The sequence below is a fragment of the Mycobacterium simulans genome (assembly GCF_900232995.1).
GTDB classification, from domain to species: domain Bacteria; phylum Actinomycetota; class Actinomycetes; order Mycobacteriales; family Mycobacteriaceae; genus Mycobacterium; species Mycobacterium simulans.
Window position 1 is genome coordinate 386,215 of the sequence record NZ_OCVX01000005.1, and the last position, 23,663, is coordinate 409,877.

At 64.4% G+C, this 23,663-nt stretch carries 21 protein-coding genes and 2 pseudogenes; 11 read left to right on the forward strand and 12 right to left on the reverse strand.

Annotation, left to right across the window (positions count from 1 at the left end):
• Nucleotides 1-17: 17 nt before the first annotated feature.
• Together MSIMFI_RS20350 and MSIMFI_RS20355 are read left to right on the forward strand one after the other, a co-directional pair.
• Entirely contained in the window at nucleotides 18-1,235 is a 1,218-nt protein-coding gene (locus MSIMFI_RS20350; RefSeq protein WP_186242369.1) for a sensor histidine kinase, read from the forward strand.
• Entirely contained in the window at nucleotides 1,232-1,918 is a 687-nt protein-coding gene (locus MSIMFI_RS20355) for a response regulator transcription factor (RefSeq protein ID WP_396820476.1), read from the forward strand. Before MSIMFI_RS20350 ends, MSIMFI_RS20355 begins: the two co-directional genes overlap by 4 nt.
• A 5-nt stretch (nucleotides 1,919-1,923) precedes the next feature.
• Here the strand turns inward: MSIMFI_RS20355 and MSIMFI_RS20360 are convergent, their stop codons facing one another.
• Nucleotides 1,924-3,246: a cytochrome P450 gene (locus MSIMFI_RS20360; RefSeq protein WP_191498875.1), complete on the reverse strand. Its 1,323-nt coding sequence runs from the start codon at nucleotides 3,244-3,246 to the stop codon at nucleotides 1,924-1,926.
• Between the two features lie 119 nt (nucleotides 3,247-3,365).
• On the opposite strand from MSIMFI_RS20360, the gene MSIMFI_RS20365 reads away from it, so the two are divergent.
• Nucleotides 3,366-4,025: a TetR/AcrR family transcriptional regulator gene (locus MSIMFI_RS20365; protein WP_191498876.1), complete on the forward strand. Its 660-nt coding sequence runs from the start codon at nucleotides 3,366-3,368 to the stop codon at nucleotides 4,023-4,025.
• Nucleotides 4,026-4,044: 19 nt separating this feature from the next.
• On the opposite strand, the gene MSIMFI_RS20370 is transcribed toward MSIMFI_RS20365, so the two are convergent.
• From MSIMFI_RS20370 to MSIMFI_RS20390, 5 genes are all read right to left on the reverse strand, one after another.
• Nucleotides 4,045-4,704, reverse strand: a complete 660-nt coding sequence (locus tag MSIMFI_RS20370) for a nitroreductase (protein ID WP_191498877.1) — start codon at nucleotides 4,702-4,704, stop codon at nucleotides 4,045-4,047.
• A gap of 14 nt (nucleotides 4,705-4,718) precedes the next feature.
• On the reverse strand, nucleotides 4,719-5,651 hold the full coding sequence (locus tag MSIMFI_RS20375) for an NADP-dependent oxidoreductase (RefSeq protein WP_191499098.1): 933 nt from the start codon (nucleotides 5,649-5,651) through the stop codon (nucleotides 4,719-4,721).
• Nucleotides 5,652-5,656: 5 nt separating this feature from the next.
• On the reverse strand, nucleotides 5,657-6,340 hold the full coding sequence (locus MSIMFI_RS20380; protein WP_186242365.1) for a uracil-DNA glycosylase: 684 nt from the start codon (nucleotides 6,338-6,340) through the stop codon (nucleotides 5,657-5,659).
• Nucleotides 6,337-6,627 (reverse strand): DUF1330 domain-containing protein, encoded by a 291-nt coding sequence (locus MSIMFI_RS20385; RefSeq protein ID WP_191498878.1) that lies wholly within the window; start codon nucleotides 6,625-6,627, stop codon nucleotides 6,337-6,339. Before MSIMFI_RS20385 ends, MSIMFI_RS20380 begins: the two co-directional genes overlap by 4 nt.
• Nucleotides 6,628-6,718: 91 nt before the next feature.
• Nucleotides 6,719-7,687: a thiamine-phosphate kinase gene (locus tag MSIMFI_RS20390; RefSeq protein ID WP_191498879.1), complete on the reverse strand. Its 969-nt coding sequence runs from the start codon at nucleotides 7,685-7,687 to the stop codon at nucleotides 6,719-6,721.
• A 109-nt stretch (nucleotides 7,688-7,796) separates the two neighbouring features.
• On the opposite strand from MSIMFI_RS20390, the gene MSIMFI_RS20395 reads away from it, so the two are divergent.
• Nucleotides 7,797-8,321 (forward strand): DUF3515 domain-containing protein, encoded by a 525-nt coding sequence (locus tag MSIMFI_RS20395; protein WP_191499099.1) that lies wholly within the window; start codon nucleotides 7,797-7,799, stop codon nucleotides 8,319-8,321.
• A 112-nt stretch (nucleotides 8,322-8,433) separates the two neighbouring features.
• Here the strand turns inward: MSIMFI_RS20395 and MSIMFI_RS20400 are convergent, their stop codons facing one another.
• Nucleotides 8,434-9,579, reverse strand: coding sequence for a D-alanine--D-alanine ligase family protein (locus MSIMFI_RS20400; protein WP_191498880.1), 1,146 nt, complete (start codon nucleotides 9,577-9,579; stop codon nucleotides 8,434-8,436).
• Nucleotides 9,580-9,619: 40 nt separating this feature from the next.
• Nucleotides 9,620-10,636, reverse strand: a complete 1,017-nt coding sequence (locus MSIMFI_RS20405) for an NAD(P)H-dependent glycerol-3-phosphate dehydrogenase (protein ID WP_191498881.1) — start codon at nucleotides 10,634-10,636, stop codon at nucleotides 9,620-9,622.
• 134 nt (nucleotides 10,637-10,770) lie between these two features.
• Here MSIMFI_RS20405 and cofC point away from each other — a divergent pair, with 134 nt between their 5' ends.
• The 3 genes from cofC (at nucleotide 10,771) to MSIMFI_RS20420 (ending at nucleotide 14,721) form a co-directional block, all read left to right on the forward strand.
• A complete protein-coding gene (cofC, locus tag MSIMFI_RS20410; RefSeq protein ID WP_191498882.1) occupies nucleotides 10,771-11,409 on the forward strand; it encodes a 2-phospho-L-lactate guanylyltransferase in 639 nt (212 codons plus the stop codon).
• Between the two features lie 61 nt (nucleotides 11,410-11,470).
• On the forward strand, nucleotides 11,471-13,705 hold the full coding sequence (locus tag MSIMFI_RS20415) for an RNA degradosome polyphosphate kinase (protein WP_191498883.1): 2,235 nt from the start codon (nucleotides 11,471-11,473) through the stop codon (nucleotides 13,703-13,705).
• 80 nt (nucleotides 13,706-13,785) lie between these two features.
• Nucleotides 13,786-14,721: an 8-oxo-(d)GTP phosphatase MutT1 gene (locus MSIMFI_RS20420; protein WP_191498884.1), complete on the forward strand. Its 936-nt coding sequence runs from the start codon at nucleotides 13,786-13,788 to the stop codon at nucleotides 14,719-14,721.
• Nucleotides 14,722-14,779: 58 nt separating this feature from the next.
• On the opposite strand, the gene MSIMFI_RS20425 is transcribed toward MSIMFI_RS20420, so the two are convergent.
• The 3 genes from MSIMFI_RS20425 to leuC form a co-directional block, all read right to left on the reverse strand.
• Nucleotides 14,780-15,427, reverse strand: coding sequence for an HU family DNA-binding protein (locus tag MSIMFI_RS20425; RefSeq protein WP_191498885.1), 648 nt, complete (start codon nucleotides 15,425-15,427; stop codon nucleotides 14,780-14,782).
• A gap of 222 nt (nucleotides 15,428-15,649) precedes the next feature.
• Nucleotides 15,650-16,246 (reverse strand): 3-isopropylmalate dehydratase small subunit, encoded by a 597-nt coding sequence (gene leuD, locus MSIMFI_RS20430; protein ID WP_191498886.1) that lies wholly within the window; start codon nucleotides 16,244-16,246, stop codon nucleotides 15,650-15,652.
• A gap of 30 nt (nucleotides 16,247-16,276) precedes the next feature.
• The gene (gene leuC / locus MSIMFI_RS20435) at nucleotides 16,277-17,704 is read right to left on the reverse strand and encodes a 3-isopropylmalate dehydratase large subunit (RefSeq protein WP_191498887.1); all 1,428 of its coding nucleotides are present in this window, start codon (nucleotides 17,702-17,704) and stop codon (nucleotides 16,277-16,279) included.
• Nucleotides 17,705-17,760: 56 nt separating this feature from the next.
• Here leuC and MSIMFI_RS20440 point away from each other — a divergent pair, with 56 nt between their 5' ends.
• Nucleotides 17,761-18,462 carry an IclR family transcriptional regulator gene (locus tag MSIMFI_RS20440; RefSeq protein ID WP_191498888.1) on the forward strand — a complete coding sequence of 234 codons (702 nt, stop codon included), beginning with the start codon at nucleotides 17,761-17,763 and terminating at the stop codon, nucleotides 18,460-18,462.
• Nucleotides 18,463-18,694: 232 nt separating this feature from the next.
• Nucleotides 18,695-19,612 (forward strand): helix-turn-helix domain-containing protein, encoded by a 918-nt coding sequence (locus tag MSIMFI_RS20445; RefSeq protein ID WP_191498889.1) that lies wholly within the window; start codon nucleotides 18,695-18,697, stop codon nucleotides 19,610-19,612.
• 135 nt (nucleotides 19,613-19,747) lie between these two features.
• On the opposite strand, the pseudogene MSIMFI_RS30070 reads toward MSIMFI_RS20445, so the two are convergent.
• Nucleotides 19,748-19,839: pseudogene (locus MSIMFI_RS30070) on the reverse strand (transposase); the annotation flags it as partial.
• A gap of 377 nt (nucleotides 19,840-20,216) precedes the next feature.
• Here MSIMFI_RS30070 and MSIMFI_RS20450 point away from each other — a divergent pair.
• Together MSIMFI_RS20450 and MSIMFI_RS29355 are read left to right on the forward strand one after the other, a co-directional pair.
• Complete coding sequence (locus MSIMFI_RS20450) at nucleotides 20,217-22,580, forward strand: PPE family protein (RefSeq protein ID WP_191498890.1); 2,364 nt, start codon at nucleotides 20,217-20,219, stop codon at nucleotides 22,578-22,580.
• A gap of 427 nt (nucleotides 22,581-23,007) precedes the next feature.
• Nucleotides 23,008-23,517 (forward strand): annotated as a pseudogene (locus tag MSIMFI_RS29355) (PE family protein); the annotation flags it as partial.
• Nucleotides 23,518-23,663: the final 146 nt, after the last annotated feature.

The window sequence follows — 23,663 nt, forward strand, 5'->3', positions numbered from 1 at the left end:
AGTCCTACGATTGAAAAATGTTCGATGCCGCAGCGTGCTACCTGCGGGAACAGCTACGCCGACGGGGTGAACTGATCCCCGTCGGGATCACGTGGTCGTTTGTGATCATCACCGACATCATGCTGCTACTCGGCGGATTGCTCGCGACACTGCAGCGACCCGCTGCCGACCTTCCGGTGACCCTGGTTGCGTTCGCGATGACCGTCTCGCCGGCGCTGGTGTTTTATTTCTTCAACATAAAGTTCGGCCCCGTGCTGCTGTGGGCGACCTGGTCCGCGGCCACCGCGGTGATGCTGTTCGCCACGTCAACGCGCGTTCACGCCGATTTCGCCCCGGCATTGCTGGTGCTGATGGTCGGCGTTGTCGGGACGTTGACCTCTGGCGTCGGGGGCTTCCTGGCCGCCGTGTCGGCGACCGCGTTGTTGCTCACCGCGGCGGCGCTAGACCGCCTCGACCCGGTGGCGCTGTACCTGGGTTTCGTCGCGGGCGGCTGGCTGATCGGCTACCTCATGAACACCCAGCGCAGGCTGCTGGCCGAACAAATCCTGGCCCACGAGGCGCTGGCAGAGCACGCGGCGGCCGACGAGCGCCGGCGCATCGCGCGCGAAGTGCACGACGTCATCGCCCACTCGCTTACCGTCACGCTGCTGCATGTGACCGGAGCCCGGCGGGTGCTGCAGCAGGATCGCGACGTCGACGACGCCGTGGAGGCGCTCGAACAGGCAGAGCAACTCGGCCGGCAGGCGATGGCCGACATCCGTCGCACCGTGGGCCTCCTTGACAGTTCTCCAGCGAAGACCGCGCAATGGGCGCCCGAACCCGGTATCGACGACATCAGTGTCCTCGTCGAGGATTTCGAGCGGGCCGGCCTGTCCGTCGCACTTCGTCTCCAAGGAAGCACCCAGCACGTCTCGGCAGCGGTCGGCCTGGCGCTGTACCGCATCACCCAGGAATCGCTGGCCAACGTCGCCAAACACGCTCCCGATTCCAAATCAACTGTGGTGCTCGATATTTCAACGCGCCTAGCAAGGCTTACCGTCAATAATCGATTACCGGCCGCGGTAGCCGCCGCCAAATCGCCGGAGGGTCGCGGTCTGCGCGGCATGCGCCAACGGGTCGAGCTCCTCGGCGGAGCCATCGATGTCGGCCCGACACCCGACGGGTGGTCGGTGTGCGCCGAAATACCGCTGCATGACAGCGACACCGGCTGGCGCCCATGGCGGTGCACGCCATGATCCCTGTGACCGACAACGCACCCGAGATCGCCGTGCTGCTCGTGGACGACCAGGATCTGGTGCGCTCCGGGCTGCGCCGAATCCTGCGCCGCAAGGACGGTTTCAACATCGTCGCCGAATGCGCCGACGGTGACGAGGTCCCAGCGGCCGTGGCCCGGCACCGACCCGACGTCGTCGTGATGGACCTGCGAATGCGACGCGTCGACGGCATCGAGGCGACGCGGAGATTGGTTGGGGGGCAGGATGGAGCGCCGCCGGTGCTCGCACTGACCACCTTCAACGAGGACGAGTTATTGTCCGGGGTTCTGCGGGCGGGCGCAGCCGGCTTCGTGCTCAAGGACTCTTCGGCCGAGGAGCTGATTCGCGCAGTCCGGGCCGTCGCGAGAGGAGACAGCTATCTGGACACGGCGGTCACCTCACGCGTGCTCAGCACCTACCGCAAGGCAGGCCGAGTTCCTGATGAAAAACCGGGCGGTGACATCGCCGAGCTGACCACCCGAGAGCTCGACGTCCTCACGCTTATCGGAAAAGGCCTTTCCAACAAAGAGATCGCGGACGAACTCTGTATCTCAGGCGTCACGGTCAAGAGCCATATCGGCCGGATCTTCGGAAAGCTCGACCTGCGTGACCGCGCCGCGGCGATCGTCTACGCCTACGACAACGGCATCGTCGCACCGCGTTGATCCGGTCAAGCTGGCAGCCCGGCTGGCGTGGTCCGTCTGCTGCCGAGTTGTGCTGGCATATGCGTGAATCCGCGTAGATTGGCCAACCCCCGCCGCTGTGGGGGCGCGGTGAGCCGCAGATCGGGAAAGGACTCGAACAGGGCCCGCAGCGCGGTGGTTCCTTCGATGCGGGCCAGCGCGGCACCGATGCAGGCATGGATGCCGGACGCGAAGGCCAGATGCTCGCGCGCGTTGGCGCGGGTGATGTCAAAGCGGCTGGGGTCGGCGAACACGTGTGGGTCGCGATTGGCGCCGCCGAGCAGCAGAACAAGCATGTCGCCGGCGCCGACCCGCTGTCCTGCGATCTCGACATCGCACTGTGCGGTTCGCGCGGTCATCTGCACTGGGCTGTCGAAACGCAAGATCTCCTCGACGGCAGTCGGCCACAAATTCGGGTCTTCGCGTAGCTGGGTCAGCTGTTCAGGGTGTTGCAGGAGCACAACGATGCCATTGCCGATCAAGTTGACAGTGGTTTCGAACCCGGCACCGACGAGTAGCGCGGCGTTGGCGGTGAACTCGCGGTCGGTCAACGTGCCGTCGGCGGCCAGCCGGCTGAACGGGGTGTCGCCAGCCGTCCCGGCGCGCAGCTGATGGAAGCGTTCCCGGAGATCGTGATCGGCGTCGCGCAGGCTGTCGATCGCGCGGCGGTAGGTCTTCCAGCCAATCCCCACGTCCAAAAGCGGCGCGCCGCTGTGCCCCCATTCCAGCATCCGCGGATGAGTATCGGCGGGGAGGTCGAGGATCTCGCCGATGATCGCGACCGGCAATCGCGAGGCGAAATCAGCGATCAGATCGGGATGTGGTGTGCGGGCCAGCTTTTCGATGAGGTCCTGGGTTACTTCGGTGACCCGACTGTCGAGTCGGTCGATGGCGCGTGGGGTGAAGCTTTGTGCCACCAATTGCCGATAGCGGGTGTGATCCGGCGGGTCGACGATGACCATGGCCGGCGGTTCGACCGGGTTGGCCACGCCGGGGTCGGTCCGGCTGATCAGCGCATGCAATGGTCGCGGAAGGTCCATCGTCGCCGGAGCTGTGACACCAAACTGTTTGTCTCGCAATACTTCTCGACAAATGGCGTGGTCGACACTAACCCAGGTGAACGGTGTGCGCACCAATGATCCGCGCGCGCGGATTTCCTCCATAAGTGGATACGGATCCCGGCAGAAATCATCCCGCCCCTGACCGACGATCAGCCGGGCCAGCGGATCACCCCGTCGCGCTCGGACCTGCATGAACGCCCGCGGCGCGCCGTGCATCGCCAGCCATCGAGCCCACAGTCCGACGCCCATATCAGCTCCCCTCCCCCTAGAAAGGACCGGATTTGCGAGACAACTGAGACAGATATGCAATCATTGTCTCGTATGCTTCACGATACGGTGACCGACGCAAGCAAGCAAGGAACATCCACGTGACCGCGACCCGCACGGCCGAGTTTGTACGGCGCCTGACCGCGCCGGATCCCGCTGTCCTCGCTCAGCTGCAGAATCCCGACGATGTCACCACTCGGATCCTGGATGCCGCACTTGAGCAGGCCGAACTCGTCGGAATCCGCCGCACCACCATGGAGGACATCGCACGCCGCAGCGGCCTGGGCCGCGCGACGGTCTACCGCCGTTTCCCTACCAAGGCCGCTCTGATCGACGCCCTCGTTCTCGCGGAGGCACGCCGCTACCTCGACGGCAGCGCGCAAGCCCGTGCACAGGGCAGCACTCTGGAAGACCGCCTGGTCTACGGCACCGTGTTCACCGTGACCTTCTTGCGGGAGCACGCTCTGCTGCGAAAGCTACTTCGCACCGAACCCGAGACGATCCTGCCCAGCCTGACCATCGACGCCGGCGCCATCCTTGATTTCGCCACCGACCAGTCAGCGTCCCAATTGCGCACGGATCTCTACGGCGCGAACCCCACCACACCTGAGCAGGAGCGCCACCTGCGCACCGTCGCGGAGCTGCACGCTCGGCTCACGCTTTCGTTCATCGTCACCCCACACACCAGCATCAACCTCGCCACCATTGACGACACCCGCGCGTACGTGCGCACCTACCTGCTGCCGATGATCACCCAATGATGTTCTACTCATCGAGGCTTCACTGGTCCAGAAACACCACATGCTTGTCCATGCTGTCGCGCCCGATACGCAGCGAGTTGGCAGGGAACTCCGGATCCGGGTAGCCGATCGCCAGGCCACACAGGATGGTCATGTCAGCCGCGATGCCTAGATGCTTGCGGACAATGTCTGGATAACCGGCGATCGAAACCTGAACGCAGGTGCCAAGCCCGCGCGCGGTCAGAGCCAGCAACAGCGTCTGTAAGAACATGCCGACACCCATGCTGTCGACCAGACCGAAGTCCTGGTGCATCGATACGACGGCCCCCAACGGGGCCCGGAAGAATTCCCAGTTGCGTAGCACCGCGATGCGCCGAGCCTGGGCGTCATCGCGGGCGATGCCCATCGAGCCGTATACCTGCGCCCCCAACTCCCGTCGCAGGTGAGCGAACGCGGCCGGCAGTTCCGGAACGTTCGGCGGTTCCGAACGGGCCTTCTCCAGCATGGCCGCAACCAGTCGATCCCGGGCCGGCCCCGACGTGACGACAACATGCCACGGCTGCACGTTGGAATTGGACGGTGCGCACCTGGCCAGCTCGAGTGACTCCTCGACCAGGTGCCGTGGCACCGGGTCGGGTAGGAACATGCGCGTCGAGCGCCGTTGCCGGATGGTTTCGTCCAGGTCGTACCTACGTTGCATGGTGTCAGCCTCTACTACTCCCGAACCACGATGACCGTCTTACCGGCGCGGTGTCCCGGGCGCCGGCCGCTTTCAAATGCCTCCCGGCCACGGTCAAGGGGAAAGGTCGCCGCGATTTCCACGTGCAGCCGGCCACTGTCGACCATCGAGGCGAGTTCGGTGAGTTGGCCCCGATCGGGGGTAACGATGAAAAACGTTGCGCTGATGCCATATTCGTCAGCCTTGCCAGCCGGCGGCGGCGCCGACAGCGTTACTAGCCGTCCGCCCGGGCGCAGCACGGCAAACGATCGGTCGAGCGTGTCGCCGCCGACGGTGTCGACCACAACATCAAAGGTGGCTCCGGCGTCCTCAAACGCTTCCGCGCGTACATCGATTACGCGTTGGGCGCCGAAGCCCCGGACCAGATCGACGGCATCGCTGCGCACGGTCGCGGTGACGTCGGCACCACGGATGGCGGCCAGTTGGACCGTCAGTCCACCGACTCCACCAGCGCCGCCGTGCACCAGTACCGCTTCCCCCGGCCGCACGGCGGCGTGATCCACTAGGGCCTGCAACGCCGTCAGCCCGGCCAAGGGCAACGCCGCGGCAACCGTGTGCGTAACCGTGGACGGCTTGGCGGCAAGGTCGGCTGCTGGCACCGCGACGAAATCGGCTGCCGCGCCGTCGCGCTCAAATCCGATCAGTCCGTAGACCTCGTCGCCAACCTGGAAATCCGTTATACCCGAGGCGACATCGGCAACGACACCGGACACTTCGTGCGACACGATGGTCGGAGTCCGACTGGCACCGTCGCGGGTCCAGGTTTCCTCCCACGATAATTCGTCGAAGGTGATCGCTGCGGCATGTACCTCCACCAAGACGTCGCCGGCGGCAGGCACAGGCATAGGCGCGCGTTCGACGATGAGCACCTCCGGGCCGCCCCGGTGGTGCGCACGTAACGCCGTCATCTCGGTCATGGCAACCTCCAATCGATCGGGTCAGTGCCCAACCCGGCGAGGAGCTCATTGGCGCGGCTGAACGGCCGAGAGCCGAAAAACCCGCGAGACGCCGACAGTGGCGAGGGGTGCGGCGACTCGATCGCGACACAATTGCCATCTGCCAACATCGGCTTGAGCGTCGACGCGTCACGGCCCCACAGGATCGCCACCAAAGGCTTGGAGCGGGCGGCCAGTGCACGAATCGCGCACTCGGTGACGGCTTCCCAGCCCTTGCCTCGATGCGACGCCGGGTTACTGGGGCGCACCGTGAGCACCCTGTTCAGCAGGAGCACTCCGCGCTGGGCCCACGGCGTCAGATCCCCGGACGAGGGTAACGGATGGCCCAGGTCGGCGGTGTACTCGTCGAAGATGTTGGCCAGGCTGCGTGGTAGCGGACGGACATCAGGCGCCACCGAGAAGCTCAGCCCCACCGCATGTCCGGGTGTTGGGTACGGGTCTTGTCCCACGATCAGGACGCGCACCTCGTCGAACGGGAAAGTGAAGGCGCGCAACACGTTCGGCCCGGCGGGAAGGTACCTGCGGCCGGCCGCGATCTCCGAGCGCAGGAACTGCCCCATCCGGGCCACCTGGTCGGTCACCGGCTCCAGCGCGGCCGCCCACCCCCGCTCGACTAGTTCGTGCAATGGGCGCGCGGTCACTGCAGCCCCTCCGCCAGCAGCACCACGGTATCGGCTCCCGCGCGGCGGTCCTTCGAAATATCCTGGTACTCAGGTGATTGCGCCCAGCCGTGGAATGCGTCCTCGTCGGGAAAGGACATCAGCACCACCTTCTCGCGGTCCCACTCCCCTTCCACCACCTGCGGCGACTCGTCGGCCGCCAGCAGCGTTCCCGGATGACGACGGAAGACCTCCATAAACTTGGCCTGATAGCGGTCGTAGGAAGCCCGGTCGGTGAATTTCAACTGGGCGATCGCGTAGACGGTCACCGCGCCACCCTACTTTTTTGCCCGCGAACGTGCGTGTTTGTGCAGCGACACGCCGCACGTACTGGCACTCTGCGCACGCTCGGGCTATAAGTCACGGGCTGAAAGATTCCCAACCCGCATACCCGCCCCACTCCTCGCCGTCGACCAGCACCCGGGCCGGCCCGTCGAGCACCCGACCGATCACGCGCCATCCCGTCGGTGCCGGTCCGGCGAAACAGGCCACCAGGGCGTGGTCTTCGCCCCCGCTCAGCACCCACGGCCACGGATCGACGCCGGCGGCGGCAGCGGCGGCGGTGAGCGCGCCGTGGTCCGCGGCCAAGGACTCGGTGGACACATCGATACCTACCCCGGATGCCGTGGCGACATGCCCCAGGTCGGCGATCAGGCCGTCGGAGACGTCGATCATCGCCTGGGCCCCGGCGGCCGCGGCAGCCGCACCCTGGCCATAGGGCGGCTCCGGCGTCACGTGGCGCCGCCGCAACTCGTCGAATCCCTCAATCTCGTTGTGCCACAGCGTATATCCTGCTGCAGAACGGCCCAGTTCGCCGGCGACGGCAACCACCGAGCCGGCTCTGGCGCACGAACGCAACACTGGCGCCCGTCCGCCAAGGTCACCGAGCACGGTCACCGACACCACCCACTGCGGACACCTGACCAGATCGCCGCCGACGATGCCGGCGCCGATTCGCTCTGCCTCGTCCCACATTCCGTCGACGAGTCTCGCCAGCTGGACCGTCGGTGTATCGCCGGGTCCGCCGAAACCCACCACGAACGCGATGGGCCGCGCGCCCATCGCCTCGATGTCGGCCGCGTTCTGGGCGATTGCCTTGCGGCCGACGTCGTGAGGTGTCGACCAGTCCAGCCGAAAATGCCGATCCTGCACCAACATGTCGGTCGATACCACGGTTCGACCGTCGCCGGCGGATACCACCGCCGCATCGTCGCCGGGCCCAATCGCGACCGCGGCGGGCTGCCGTCGCCCCCGTATCAACCGCTCGATGACGGCGAATTCGCCGACCTGCTCGAGCGTCGGAGACTGCCCGGATCCGTCTTCGCTCACGCCACCTACACCTCGCCCGACCTGCGGTAAGTTGGGTCCCTGCCCGCCGCGTCAGTTTACGAGATTGGAGGTTGCCAGCCCGGTGCCCGACGCAGAGCGCGATTTGGGCATGCCACCACGCGCCCTGATCATTGCCGCGGTGGCGCTGGCCGTGGCATCGATCGGGGTAATCCTGGCCCTCGCGGCCACCCGCCACGCGCCAGAGCAACCGATAGCCCTGCCCGCCGCACCCGCCCCGCAGGCGACCGCTCCCCCGTGCCAGGCACTGGTGGCGGCGTTGCCGCAGCAACTCGGGGACTATCGGCGCGCACCTATCGCCCAGCCCGCACCCCAAGGCGCGTCGGCCTGGCGCGCCACGCCCAACAGCGAGCCGGTGATCATGCGCTGCGGACTCGAGCGCCCGGCCGAATTCGTCGTGGGTTCCCCCATCCAGGTCGTTGACCGAGTGCAATGGTTCGAGGTGGCCGCGCAATCCGCCGGCGAAGCCCGGTCCACCTGGTATACCGTTGACCGCCCGGTATATGTGGCTCTAACTTTGCCCGCTGGCTCGGGGCCCACCCCGATTCAGCAGCTGTCTGAGGTGATCGACCGCACCATCGCTGCGGTGCCGATCGATCCAGCGCCCGCCCCCTAGTGACGACCGCAAGCGCGGCGTTTGCGCCGGGCGCGGCGGGTCGGCACCATCAGGCGTGTGACGACCGCAAGCGCGGCGCTAGCGCCGGGCGCGGCGGGTCGGCACCATCGGGCTAGCGCAGGCCGACGCCGCGGGCCAGTGCCGTGTCCACCATCGTCGCCAGCAGGGTGGGGTAGTCCACGCCGCTGGCCGCCCACATTCGCGGGTACATCGAGATGGTCGTGAAACCCGGCATGGTGTTGATCTCGTTGATCACCGGGCCGTCGTCGGTGAGGAAAAAGTCCACCCGAGCCAGGCCCTGGCAGTCGATGGCCGCGAACGCTCGGATGGCCAAGTGCCGCACCGCGTCGGCGACGTCGTCGTCGACCTTGGCCGGCACGTCCAACTCGGCTGCATCGTCGAGGTATTTCGTCGCAAAGTCGTAGAAGGCGTCCTCGCGGCCGCGCACGCCGGCCACCCGGATCTCGCCCAACGTACTGGCTTCCACTGTGCCGTCAGGCTTTTCGAGCACACCGCATTCCAGCTCGCGACCGTTGATCGCCGCCTCGATGATCACCTTCGGATCATGTCGGCGGGCCAGCGCTACCGCGGCCGGCAGCTGATCCCAGCTCGTCACCCGGCTGACGCCGATCGACGATCCACCCCGTGCGGGTTTGACGAAAACCGGCAAACCCAGGCGCTCGCATTCATCGCGGTGCAGCGTCGGCCGCGACGGGCGCAACACCGCATACGCGCCAACCGGAAGTCCGTCGGCCACCAACAGCTTCTTGGTGAATTCCTTATCCATCCCCGTGGCACTGGCCAGCACGCCGGCGCCGACGTAGGGCACGCCGGCAAGTTCAAGCAGTCCCTGGATCGTTCCGTCCTCGCCATACGGACCGTGCAGCACCGGGAACACCACGTCGACCGAGCCCAGCACCTCACCGGCGCCGGGCGGTAGCGGCACCACTTGACCGCCCCGCGCCGGATCGGCCGGCATGGAGACCGGCATGGAGAAAGGAAGGGCCAACTCGGTGCCCGATTCGGAACTCACGGCCGGCAGTTGCCGGTTGGTGATCGCCAGTGCATCGGGGTCGCCGTCGGTGAGCACCCACGAACCTTCCGGGGTGATACCGATGGCGATTACCTCGAACCGCTGCGAGTCCAGATTGCGCAGAATGCTGCTCGCGGACACACACGAGATGGCGTGCTCATTGCTGCGCCCGCCGAACACGACGGCAACTCGGATACGCTCGCCACGGCGGTCGCTGGCATTCACAGTTAAAAGAGGCTACCCGGTGGGGCACCCGCGCCTCGGATCACTCGGGCTTGGTGCTGCGCCCCAATAACAGGGCTATCGCCTCGTTCACCGACAGTCCCTTGTAGCAGACCCGATGTACGGCGTCGGTGAGTGGCATTTCGACGTCGTAGCTGGACGCCAACGCAAGCACGGGCTCGCACGACGTCACCCCCTCAACGACGTGACCGTCCTGACCATGTATCGCCGATTCCATGGGCTCGCCCCGGCCCAGACGTTCACCCAACGACCGGTTACGCGAATGCGGTGAGGTGCAGGTGGCCACCAGATCGCCCACCCCTGCCAGGCCGGCCAGCGTTGCACCTTTGGCGCCGAGCGCGAGCCCCAGCCGCATGATCTCCGCGAGGCCGCGGGTGATGATGGCCGCCGCGGTGTTTTCGCCGAGGCCCACACCGACCGCCATCCCGCAGGCAAGTGCGATGACGTTCTTGCAGGCCCCGCCGATTTCGGTGCCGATGACATCGGCGTTGGTGTAGGGGCGGAAGTAGCCGCTGTTCAGGGCCCGCTGCAAGGAGACGGCCCGACCGGAGTCGCTGCACGCGACGACGGTGGCTGCGGGCTGGCACTCGGCGATCTCACTGGCCAGGTTGGGCCCCGAAATCACCGCAACCTGTGCGGGGTCGCATCCCGTCACCGCAATGATCACCTGGCTCATCCGCATTAGCGTCCCGAGTTCGATGCCCTTGGCCAGGCTGACCAACGTCGCACCCTCAGGCAACAGTGGCGCCCACCGCTCGAGATTGCTACGCATCGTCTGCGCCGGCACTCCCAGCAACACCGTCGACGCGCCGTGCAGCGCCTCAGCCGCATCCGCGGTGGCACGGATACCGGGTGGCAACAACGCACCGGGTAGATAGTCGGGGTTGTATCGGGTGGTGTTGATTTGGTTGGCGACGTCCGGCCGCCGCGCCCACAACGTGACCTCTGATTCCGGTCCGCCCGCCTCGGCGAGCACCTTGGCCAGGGCAGTACCCCATGCACCGGCCCCCATCACCGCCACGGTTCCCGTGCTGGCCATCCACCGCTCCTATCCGTCTCACATGTCGTCTGTTGCGGCATCTGCAGCCGCTACACCCTAGTTCAGCAACCGGCTATCGTCACGCCAGCTTGGCGCTCGGTTGCCACCATCGCGCTAGTGTGACGCTCGTGAGCATGAGCGGCACCCGGGGTGATGTCGGTTTAATCATCGCCGTAAAGCGGTTGGCCGCCGCCAAGACCAGGCTGGCCCCAGTGTTCTCGGCACAGACCCGCGAGAATGTGGTGCTCGCCATGCTGGTGGATACCCTGACCGCGGCGGCACGAGTGAGTTCATTGCGCTCGATCACCGTCATTACACCCGACGAAGTCGCGGCGGCCGCAGCGGCAGAACTCGGAGCCGACGTCCTCGCCGACCCAACGCCGGAAGGCGATCCCGACCCGCTGAACAACGCCATCATCGCCGCCGAACGCGTGGTCGCCGATTCGTCCGCCAATATCGTTGTGCTGCAAGGCGATTTACCTGCGCTGCAAACGCAGGAGCTTGCCGAGGCGATCTCGGCCGCGCGCCAGCATCAACGCAGTTTCGTCGCGGACCGGCTGGGCACCGGAACGGCCGTACTGTGTGCCTTCGGAACCACGCTCGACCCGCGGTTCGGGCCGGATTCCTCCGCGCGGCACCGCCGTTCGGGCGCTATCGAGCTGACCGGCGCATGGCCTGGCCTGCGATGCGACGTCGACACACCCGCCGACCTGACTGCCGCCCGTCGGCTCGGGGTGGGTCCGGCGACCGCGCGCGCCTTCGGACGCCGCTAGCGCACCGTTAGCGGGCCTGCCCGAGCGTCCGTACGATGAACGTCAGACCAACAGCAAATGGATGTCCGCCGAGTGCTGGCAGCACCGCCGGGCGATAGGCAATGATCGCAGAGTGACCGATATCGAAGCTGAGGTGCGTACCGACGAGAACGCCTGGGTTTCAGAAGACTCCGCCCTGGCAGCACCTCCCGCCGCGACCGCCGACACGATCAGCGACCTGCTGCCGGACGATCGCTACCTCAACCGCGAACTGAGCTGGCTGGACTTCAATGCACGGGTGCTCGCGCTGGCCGCCGATAACTCACTGCCATTGTTGGAGCGAGCCAAGTTCCTTGCGATTTTCGCGTCCAACCTCGATGAGTTCTACATGGTTCGGGTCGCCGGGCTCAAGCGCCGCGACGAGATGGGGTTGTCGGTCCGCTCCTCCGACGGTCTGACGCCGCGCGAGCAACTGCGCCTCATTGGCGAGAAGACCCAGCAGATCGCTATCCACCATGCACGGGTGTTCCTTGATTCGGTGCTGCCTGCACTCGGCGAGGAAGGCATCTACATCGTTACGTGGGCCGATCTGGACGAGGCTGAGCGCGAGCTGTTGTCGACCTATTTCAATGAGCAGGTCTTCCCGGTGCTGACCCCGCTAGCCGTCGACCCCGCCCATCCCTTCCCATTTGTCAGCGGGTTGAGTCTGAACCTGGCGGTCACGGTGCGCCAACCCGAGGATGGTGCACAGCATTTCGCGCGGGTCAAGGTGCCCGACAACGTCGATCGCTTCGTCGAACTGGAAAGTCGTAGCGATATCGAAGGGGCCGATGGGACCGACGGCCAGGCCGTTCTCCGATTCCTGCCCATGGAGGAGCTCATCGCGGCCTTCCTGCCGGTGCTTTTCCCGGGCATGGAAATCGTCGAACATCATGCGTTCCGCATCACTCGCAACGCCGACTTCGAGGTTGAAGAGGATCGCGACGAGGACCTGTTGCAGGCGCTCGAACGGGAACTGGCCCGCCGCAGGTTCGGTTCGCCGGTACGGCTCGAGGTCGCCGACGATATGACCGAGAGCATGTCGGAATTGCTGCTGCGCGAACTCGACGTGCATCCCGGCGACGTCATCGAAGTGCCGGGGCTGCTCGACCTCTCGTCGCTGTGGCAGATCTACGGCATCGACCGGCCAGCGCTCAAGGACCGGACATTCGTTCCGGCCACCCATCCCGCCTTCGCCGAGCGAGAGACACCCAAGAGCATCTTCGCCACACTGCGCGAAGGCGATGTTCTGGTGCACCATCCATACGACTCGTTCTCCACCAGCGTGCAGCGATTCATCGAGCAGGCCGCCGCGGACCCAAATGTGCTGGCGATCAAGCAAACGTTGTACCGCACCTCCGGCGATTCGCCGATCGTCCGCGCATTGATCGACGCCGCCGAGGCCGGAAAGCAAGTCGTAGCACTGGTTGAGATCAAGGCCCGCTTCGACGAACAGGCCAACATCCAGTGGGCGCGCCAACTGGAGCAGGCGGGTGTGCATGTGGCCTACGGGCTCGTCGGACTCAAGACGCACTGCAAGACGTCACTGGTGGTACGCCGGGAGGGTTCGGCGATCCGGCGGTACTGCCACATCGGGACCGGTAACTACAACAGCAAGACCGCGCGGCTGTACGAGGATGTCGGCCTGTTGACTGCAGCACCCGATATCGGAGCCGACCTGACCGACCTGTTCAATTCGCTCACCGGCTACTCACGCAAGCTGTCCTACCGCAACCTTTTGGTGGCGCCCCATGGAATTCGCACCGGCATCATCGAACGTGTTGAGCGGGAAGTTGCCGCCCACCGCGAAAGCGGTAACGGCCATATCCGACTCAAGATGAATGCCCTTGTCGATGAACAAGTCATCGATGCGCTGTATCGCGCGTCACGGGAAGGAGTGCGGGTCGAAGTGGTGGTGCGTGGCATTTGTTCACTGCGCCCAGGTGCGGAAGGCTTTTCCGACAACATATTCGTGCGATCGATTCTCGGCCGATTCCTGGAACATTCGCGGATCCTGCACTTCCGCGCCATCGACGAGTTCTGGATCGGCAGCGCCGACATGATGCACCGCAACCTCGACCGCCGCGTCGAGGTGATGGTTCAAGTCAAGGACCCCAGGCTGACGGCACAACTCGACGACTTATTCGAATCCGCGCTGGACCCGTCCACCCGCTGTTGGGAGCTCGGCCCCGACGGGCAGTGGACCGCTTCGCCTCAAGAAGGCCACAGTGTGCGCGACCACCAGGTATCGCTGATGGAGCGACACACCAGCCCCTGACACTGTGTGGTGATTCCGGTTTTCCGGGCCACATCCAAGACCGCGAGCGGCCCTGGCCGAATTGACCTGCAGGAGTTGAGGTGTCGATCCAGAACTCGGCGACCCGCCGACGTCCGGGTGGCCGGATCGTGCATGCCGCCGGCGCGGTTTTGTGGCGCCCCGGCGACGGCAAATCGGTTGAGATTGCGGTGATTCACCGCCCACGTTACGACGACTGGTCGCTGCCCAAGGGCAAAGTCGACCCGGGTGAGACCGCGCCAGTGGGTGCGGTGCGAGAGGTCCTCGAGGAGACCGGTCACCACGCGCACCTCGGCAGGCGACTCACCATGGTGGCTTACCCGACCGAGCAAGGCGTCAAGAAGGTGCACTACTGGGCGGCGCGCAGCATCGGCGGCTCATTCGTCCCGGGAAGCGAGGTCGATGACCTGATTTGGTTGCCGGTTGCCGACGCGTTGAAAAAACTCGACTATGCCCAAGATCGAAAGGTCTTGCGCCGGTTCGCCAAACATCCGCCAGACACGCGCACGGTGCTGGTGGTCCGGCATGGCACCGCGGGTAGCAAGGCACGCTTCTCCGGGGACGACACCAAGCGACCATTGGACAAGAAGGGACGTGCGCAAGCGGAGGCACTGGTTGGTCAGCTGCTGGCGTTCGGCGCAACCGACGTCTATGCGGCCGACAGGGTGCGCTGCCATCAGACGGTGGAACCGCTAGCCGCAGAACTGGATGTGACGATTCGCAACGAGCCCACCCTCACCGAGGAGTCCTACGCCAAGAATCCCAAACGCGGCCGCCACCGAGTTCTACGGATCGCCTCGCAAGAAGGCACACCGGTGATCTGCTCACAGGGCAAGGTGATTCCTGACCTGATCGCATGGTGGTGTGAGCGCGACGGTGTGCGCCCCGACAAAGCTCGCAACCACAAAGGCAGTACGTGGGTGCTCTCGCTGTCGGGCGGCCGGCTGATAGCAGCCGACCACATCGGTGGCGCGTTGGCGGCCAACGTGCGGGCCTAACACACAAATACCCTTCGGGGACATCGCTGCCGCCCGAAGGGTATCTGCGCTTGCTGACCTACTTGCGACCCCGCCTGGCCGTAGCCTTCTTGGCAGGAGCCTTGCTCGCAGCCTTCTTGGCCGGCGCCTTCTTAGCCGGAGCCTTGGTCGCCGCCTTGCGCACTGGCGCCTTGGCGGCGGCCTTCTTCACCGCTTTGGTCGCGGCTTTCTTGGCCGGCGCCTTGGTCGCGGCCTTCTTGGCCGGCGCCTTGGTTACGGCCTTCTTGGCCGGAGCCTTGGTCGCCGCCTTGCGCACTGGCGCCTTGGCGGCGGCCTTCTTGGCCGGCGCCTTGCTCGCGGCCTTCCTGGCCGGCGCCTTCTTTGCCGCCTTCTTGGCCGCACTCGCCACTACACCACGCTTGACGGCGGGCCCTTCCGCCGGGAGACGCTGTGCGCCAGACACAACGGCTTTGAATTGGGCGCCCGGACGGAACGCCGGCACTGACGTCGGCTTTACCTTCACCGTTTCGCCGGTACGGGGATTGCGGGCCACGCGAGCCGCACGGCGGCGCTGTTCGAACACGCCGAACCCGGTAATGGTGACGCTGTCACCCTTGTGTACCGCACGCACAATCGTGTCGACGACATTCTCGACAGCGGCGGTGGCCTGCCGACGGTCCGAGCCCAATTTCTGTGTCAGCACATCTATGAGCTCTGCTTTGTTCATCCAATCCCTCCGAAGCTAGTGGTCCTCGTTTTGGAACCGACTAGCGAACACGGTAAACCCTCACCTGGCAAATTGCCAAGAGCCACGCGCAATTTCAGGCCCCATCGATCGGAATTTTCGCAATCCGATTGCCGCCCTTGACCGGTGGCGCGGCCTAAAATGGGTCCAGCTTGCCCGCGCCGGAGGGGTTACAAGCGACGAAAATTCCGCTCGCTCGACCCTTCAAGGGGTGGGCAGAGTGCGCGGTTTCCAACCCGGGTAAGCCGCCTCAAAAGACTCGATATCGTCGAGTTTCCGCAGCGTAAGGGCTATATCGTCAAGGCCTTCGAGCAGTCGCCACGCAGTGTGATCGTCAATCTTGAACGGCAGCACCACTGTTCCCGCGATGATATTTCGATCTTGAAGATTGGCAGTGATTTCCAACCCTGGACTCTGCTCGATGAGCTTCCAAAGAAGTTCCACACCGTCTTGGTCGACTTCGGCCGCCAGCAGCCCGGCCTTGCCCGCGTTGCCGCGAAAAATGTCGCCGAATCGAGACGAGATAACCACCCGGAATCCGTAGTCCATGAGCGCCCACACCGCGTGCTCCCGCGAAGATCCGGTGCCGAAATCCGGTCCGGCGACCAAGACTGAACCCCGGTCAAAGGGGCTGAGGTTTAGCACGAATGACGGATCCGTGCGCCAGCGCGCAAACAAGCCGTCCTCGAAACCGGTTCGGGTGACGCGCTTCAAAAACACGGCGGGAATGATCTGATCGGTGTCGACGTTCGACCGCCGCAGCGGCACACCAATGCCGGTGTGGGTACGAAATGCTTCCATGCTGTCCCCGTTCTTCTGGGTTCGTGTGGGTCAGTTCAAATTCAAATCGGCCGGAGCGGAAAGGGTGCCGCGAACCGCGGTGGCTGCGGCGCCCGCCGGTGACACCAAATGCGTTCGGCCGCCCTTGCCCTGGCGCCCTTCAAAGTTGCGGTTGGACGTCGCCGCACACCGCTGTCCGGGCGCGAGCTGATCGGGGTTCATACCCAAGCACATAGAGCATCCGGCCAACCGCCATTCGGCACCCGCGGCGGTGAAGATCTCTCCCAGACCTTCGGCTTCGGCCTGCGCGCGCACCCGCATCGATCCCGGAACGACCAACATCCGCACGCCCTGGGCCACTTGGCGCCCACGTAACACGTCGGCCACCACCCGCAAGTCTTCGATGCGACCGTTCGTGCACGATCCCACGAATACGGCGTCGACCGCGATATCGCGCATCGGAGTGCCGGGGCGAAGGTCCATGTACGCCAACGCTTTCTCCGCGGCCTGTCGCTCGGCGTCATCGGTCATCAGTTCGGGATCGGGCACGGCGGCAGCCAATGGCACGCCCTGACCGGGGTTGGTACCCCAGGTGACGAATGGGCTCAACGAGGTGGCATCGAGATATACCTCGGTGTCGAATACGGCTCCATCGTCGGTGCGCAGTCGTTGCCAATACGCGAGCGCGGCGTCCCATTGGGCACCTTTCGGCGCATGCGGACGGCCGCTTATGAATTCGTAAGTGGTCTCGTCGGGAGCCACCATGCCGGCCCGGGCACCGGCTTCGATGCTCATGTTGCAGATCGTCATTCGGCCTTCCATGGACAGCGTTTCGATGGCGCTGCCGCGATATTCGATGACATGACCCTGCCCACCGCCGGTACCGATCTTGGCGATCAACGCAAGAATGATGTCCTTGGCCGATACACCTTCGGGCAATCGCCCGTCTACATTGACCGCCATCGTCTTGAAGGGCCGTAGCGGCAGCGTCTGCGTGGCAAGCACATGCTCGACCTCGGAGGTGCCAATGCCCATCGCCAGCGCGCCGAATGCGCCGTGCGTTGAGGTGTGGCTGTCGCCGCACACGATCGTCATTCCCGGTTGGGTGAGCCCCAATTGCGGTCCGACGACATGCACGATGCCCTGCTCGATATCGCCCATTGGATGCAGCCGGACACCGAATTCGGCGCAGTTCCGACGCAACGTCTCCACCTGCGTGCGCGACACCAAGTCGGCGATCGGCTTGTCGATGTCAACGGTGGGCACGTTGTGATCCTCGGTGGCGATTGTTAGATCGGGCCGTCGCACCTTCCGGCCGTTCAGCCGCAAACCGTCGAAAGCCTGCGGACTGGTCACCTCGTGGACCAAGTGCAGGTCGATGTAAATCAAGTCGGGCGCACCGTCTTGGCCGCGTACCACGACGTGGTCGTCCCAAACCTTCTCGGCCAGCGTGCGCGGTTTGTCGATTGCGTTTTCCATGTCGAAGTGGCCTCGATTCCGCGTCGTCTCACGATGCGAGACGCTAATATCTCGTTATGAGACAGCATAGCGGTATTGGCGTACTCGACAAAGCCGTGGGCGTGCTGCACGCGGCCGCGGAATCCCCCTGCGGGCTGGCCGAACTGTGCGACCGAACCGGTCTGCCCAGGGCCACCGCGTATCGGCTGGCGGCCGCTTTGGAGGTTCATCGCCTGCTGGGCCGTGACGAAGAGGGGCGTTGGCGACTTGGCCCTGCGGTCACCGAACTTGCGGCCCATGTCAACGATCCACTGCTGGCCGCGAGCGCGGCGGTGCTCCCCCAGCTGCGTGAGACCACCGGCGAAAGCGTTCAGTTGTACCGCCGCGAAGGTACGTCGCGCGTCTGTGTGGCCGCGCTGGAACCGACTGCAGGCCTTCGCGATACGGTCCCGGTCGGGGCCCGGTTGCCGATGACGGCGGGCTCCGGGGCCAAAGTTCTGCTGGCTCACAGCGACATTGCCACCCAGCAGGCCGTGCTACCTCATGCGAAGTTCACTGACCGAGCGCTGGCCGAAGTACGCCGCCGCGGCTGGGCGCAGAGCGTGGCCGAACGCGAGGCCGGGGTAGCAAGCGTGTCGGCCCCGGTGCGCGATAGCCGCGGTGTTGTAGTGGCCGCGATATCGGTGTCCGGTCCCGTCGATCGGATGGGCCGACGCCCTGGGGCGCGTTGGGCAGCAGACCTAGTGGCCGCTGCCGACACGCTTGCTCGCCGCCTCTAGCGATCACTGCGACGGCTACCAGGGTTTCGGCGTCATCGACGTGCAACGTCCGCCAATTCGACACACGCGCAACGGATTTGACGTGCGGCCTACTCAGTTGACAACTCAGTGTGCCGTGAGCGTCGAACGTGTTCCTCTTCCTGCCTAAGATTTAATTGGGGCGGCGTCGAGGTGAGCTGACAAGTATTTGACGTATGATCGGTGACTTCCGGCACAGCTGAAGAGGAGCGAGATGGCCGAGCCCCGCCCAGCCGACGCAAGTCAGCGGCCCGGATCGCCGCCGACTGATCGGGTAGTCGCAGTCATCGAACTCCTGGCGACCCAGCATGAGCCGAATTCGGTCGCGTCGATCGCCTCCCGGCTGGAGCTCAACCGATCGACCGCGACATCGATCCTGCTAGCGCTTGAGCGTGCCGGGTGGGTGACTCGGCAATCGGATCGCAGATACGCCTTGGGTCCGGGGCTGATCGGCGTGGCCGACGCAGTGCACCGAGCCTTCCCGGTTTCAGCCGAGATCACCCACGCGCTTGAGGAATTGGCGCAGCGCGCGGGTTGTGGGGCAACGCTGGCCTGGGTCGGTTCCACTGACATGACCTTCCTCGTCAGCGTCCCCGGCAGGGGCAAGATGCCGGCTGGGGTCGGTGCCGGCCTCCGCTTGCCGGTTGGCGCGCCTGCCTGCGCGGCGGTGATTGCGCACCGTGATCTGCCCGCGCGCCGCGAGTGGCTGGCCACGGCTAGCCCGGCTGATCGGCGCATCCTCAAGGATGTGCTGTCACAAATACATACGACCGGCGTGGCGGTTTACGGGTTGGGCGAGTCGGACCCAAAGGTGCTCGACTTGCTCGGCGAGGTAGCCGAACTGCTGGCGGAGAACCCGCAGCGTAGCTCGCTGCGACGGCAAATGTTCAAGCTGTTTGCCGAGCTCGCTCCAATCCCCTACACGAAAGAGCAACTCGCGTCTGCGCAGCCGCTGTCGATCGGCTATCTGGCGGCTCCGGTGTTCGCCGACGGCAAGGCGAGTTACGAACTACAGCTCGGGCCGTTGCGCGCGGAAGTCAGCAAATCGGAGCGCGAACGCTATATAGCTGAGATCCGCGCGACGGCAGACACGCTCAGCTGCGGTGCAAAGACCTTGTACCGCAGCGGTTGACGATCCGCCCCTCGAGGTACTTTGGGGCGGCTGCCATTCGATCCGGCCAGACGGTTGATCACAAACGATGGGTTGATCATGTCGCGGGCGCCAGTTCTTGCAAGCCGTCGGTGGCCGGTGGGGCAGTGCGGCGTTGCCGACAACGTCTGCGCACCTGCGGATTTCGCGGTTTAGGCGTTCGTTGGGATTAGTCGACCAGACTGGCGCCACAGTCCCTTGTGGAAGGCGGCGCAGTCGGTTGTCGCCCAGGTGCGGGCGTTGGCTATGCCGGTGACGAGAAAGCTGGCCCGCATCGCCGTGGCGCACACGTACCGAGGTATGCATGAAACCGGGGATGCCTCAAAGTGCCGGCACGCCGAAACCCTTGTGCGCGTTTCCGTCCATCGGGTAGATTAACTATCTGTCATCAATATGACGAATAATCGTTAGTTGATGGCGGTGACGCAACGCGAGAAGCGGTCGAGCAAGATTCCGGGTTTCCTTCTGCGCGGGAATGGCCTCGCCGCCCGAGCATTAGGTCTATGGTCACACGCATCGAGGTGTGCATGTAACCCCGGGGGGCTTCATCCCATCCCGCCTGCATGAACACAAGGAGTGGATCCAAATGAGTTTCCAGGTGCTCCCGCCCGAGGTCACGTCGATGCGGATGTTCACTGGCGCGGGGTCGGGACCGCTGTTGGCGGCAGCGGGCGGCTGGGATGGCCTGGCCGCAGAGTTGGGCTCGGCGGCGGCTTCGTTCGAATCGCTGACCTCAGGGCTGGCGGGCCACGCGTGGCAGGGCGCGGCCTCGGCGGCGATGACGGCCGCGGCCGCTCCGCACCTAGGGTGGCTCAGCGCGGCCAGCGCGCACGCCGAGACCGCAGCCAGCCTAGCTCGGGCGGCTGCGGCGGCGTTTGAAGCGGCGCAGGCGGCGACGGTGTATCCGGCGGCGATCGCGGCCAACCGCAACCAACTGGTCGCGCTGGTGAACTCGAACCTGCTGGGGCTCAACACGCCAGCCATTTTTGCCGCCGAAGCCGACTACGAGTTGATGTGGGCCCAGGACATAGCCGCGATGGTGGGCTACCACGGCGAGGCTTCGGCGATCACCGCGGCGTTGGCGCCTATCGTCCAACCGCTGGCGAACCTTGCAAACCTGCCGGCTCAGGCCGCCGCGGCTGTGTCCGCCCCCACGGTGAGCGGCCAGCAGCCCGCCGCGGCCGTCGGGATACCCACAATAACCATTCCGCCCGTGAGCATCCCTAACCTTCAGCTACCCACGTTAAACCTTTTAGGTTTAGGCATCGGGAGCTTCTCTATTCCCGAACTCAACATCCCCCAAATATCGATAGGCAGTTTTAGCCTACCGCCCACAACCATATCTATATCGGCACAAAGTCTGACCATACCGTCGTTTACCTTCCCCGCCATTTCCATACCGGGCATAACTCTCGGCGGATTCAGCACACCGCAACTCGCCACGGCCCCGCTTGTCCTACCTTCAGTGCAAATACCGGCAAGCGGATTCTGGATCCCATTTGGTGGCTCCAACATCCCCGGTAATATAGGCCCGCTAACGAGCGCCAATCCTTCTTTGAATTATGTCAGCGTAGTGCTGAATGGTGTCCCGAATATAGAAGTTAATGGTCCGGGAGGTATCTTCATTAATTTGGACATCCCATCCACCATCTTCGTTAACTTCGCCCTCGAAATACAGGGGCCGACGGCCACCCCAGGAATATATATCGGAGACTTCAACCTCGGCACCGGACAGTTCACCGGAAACACCGGCTTCGTCCTCCCGCCCATCGAAATCACCGGGTTCACCATCCCGGATATATCCATTCCCTCTTGGCAAACACCCGAAATCACCCTCACCAACCCCGGCGTGACGATCGACATCGGGTCGATCGGCGTGTCGGATATCACCTTTGGCCCAGTGATCGTTCCCCCCATCGACATTGGACAATTCCAGATACCCAACATCGCCGTCGGCGCCATCGACATCGCCGGATTCAACACTCCCGATCCCCTCGCCCTAACCGGCGGTTCGCTCGACCTCGACTTCTTCAAGCTGATCCCGAGGATCGGCATCGAGTGGACAAACCCGTTCTCCGGCCTCATTAACCCCGGACCCGATGGCCCCACCCTAGGGCCCATCACCACGCCGGCCGTCACTGCCACCATCGACGTGCCGCAAATAACCATTCCCCAAATCTCGTTCCCCCCGTTCAACCTGAACGCCATAAGTGTTCCGCCGATTAATCTGGCGCCGTTCAGCCTGGGTCAAATTGACGTACCGAACATTCAAGTAAACGGAATCAACATCGGCGGAATTAACATACCAAGTATCGGCATAAGACCGCAATTGCCTAGTATTAGTGTAGACACATTCACTGTGCCTGCGGTCACCGTCGGCAACTTTAGCCTACCGACGATCAAAATCCCACGAATAGCCCTGCCTGAAATATCGCTATACAACCCCGCCAATCCAGTGAATACTTTCGGCTTAGACCTCGACACATTTGCATTCATCGGCATGCAAGGCGCCGATATTAATATCGAACCCAACCCATTCAATACACGGGTGCACTTCGGGGTTCCCGCAACTAAAATCCCGTCCTTGACATTAGTAAACGCTACCGACGTCGGCAGCCCATATAGCTTGGTGATCGACGGAACACTCGGGACGTTGACCCTGCCAACCTTCACGATTAACCCGATCAATCTCGAGTTGCCCACCGGCCTGCAGCTGAATCTATCGAATCTCGCCATCGGCAACATCGCGTTCAATACCTTCGACCTCCCCCAAATCACCGTTCCGCCCATCGCAATCGGACCACTCACCGGCACCACTTTGCCGCAGATCGAGCTCGGCGGCATTCAGGTTGGGGCCTTCACCAGCCCCTTCCCCATTGTCATTCCGCCGATCCACCTCACTCAGACCATCTTGCCGAGCTTCACCCTGCTGCCAGCGATACCGCTGTAGCGGCTGCCTGGTATTGACCCGGGCCGGCGAGGCGAGGGAACGTCGCGGTGATCTCGGCACGAGGCGACATCGACAACCCACTCCCCATGCCTCACGATGGTCACCCGTTTCGCGGGAATACTTGCGTGATGCACCGAGGCGAGGGGCGTCTCGCGGAGACTTTTCGCGATGATTTGCCGAATCCGTGTACACGCCTTCCGCCCTCAGGTATAATTATTATTTGTCATCAAGATGACAAATAATTGTCATATCGCTACGAGTGATGATGCGCCGCACACGGCGAGAAGCGGTCGAGCAGGACTCCGGGTTGCCAATCGCGCGGAAGTGGTCTCGCTGCCCTGCATTGGGTTTTGTCGTCACACGTAATGGGTGTGCATGAAACCCGGGATGCTTCGCACCCGTCATATCCGGAGAGTGGGCAACGCAAATGTCATTCGTGATCACTACACCCGAGGTGCTGACATCGGCTGCCGCTAACTTGAATTCCATCGCGTCGTCGCTGAGCACAGGCAACGCCGCGGCCGCATCGGTGACCACCGGCATACTGGCGGCGGCCCGGGACGAGGTGTCGGTGGCCATCGCGGCGCTGTTCGGACAGCATGCCCAGGCCTACCAGGCGGCGGCCGCGCAGGCCGCGCTGATCCATGACGAATTTGTACGGAACTTGACCCGGGCGGGCGGCGCATATGCGGCCGCGGAGGCGGCGAACGTATCGCCGTTGCAAGCCGTGGAGCAAAGCGTGCTGGACGTGATCAACGCACCTGCCCAGGCGATGCTGGGGCGCCCGCTGATCGGCGACGGGGCTAACGCGACCACCCCGGGCGGCAATGGCGGTGCGGGCGGGATGTTGATCGGCAACGGTGGCAATGGCGCGGCAGGGGCGCCCGGCCAGGCCGGCGGCAACGGCGGGGCCGCCGGGTTGATCGGCAATGGCGGGGGCCCGGCTCTTTTAAACAACTCCCCGGCCACCTCAAAAGACGACAAAGCAGGATGAAAATCGTGCCTTGCCTAAAAAAAAACAAGGTAGAACACACGAACGGATCCGCGTGCGGCGAGGAATCATACACACTACGTACACCTCTA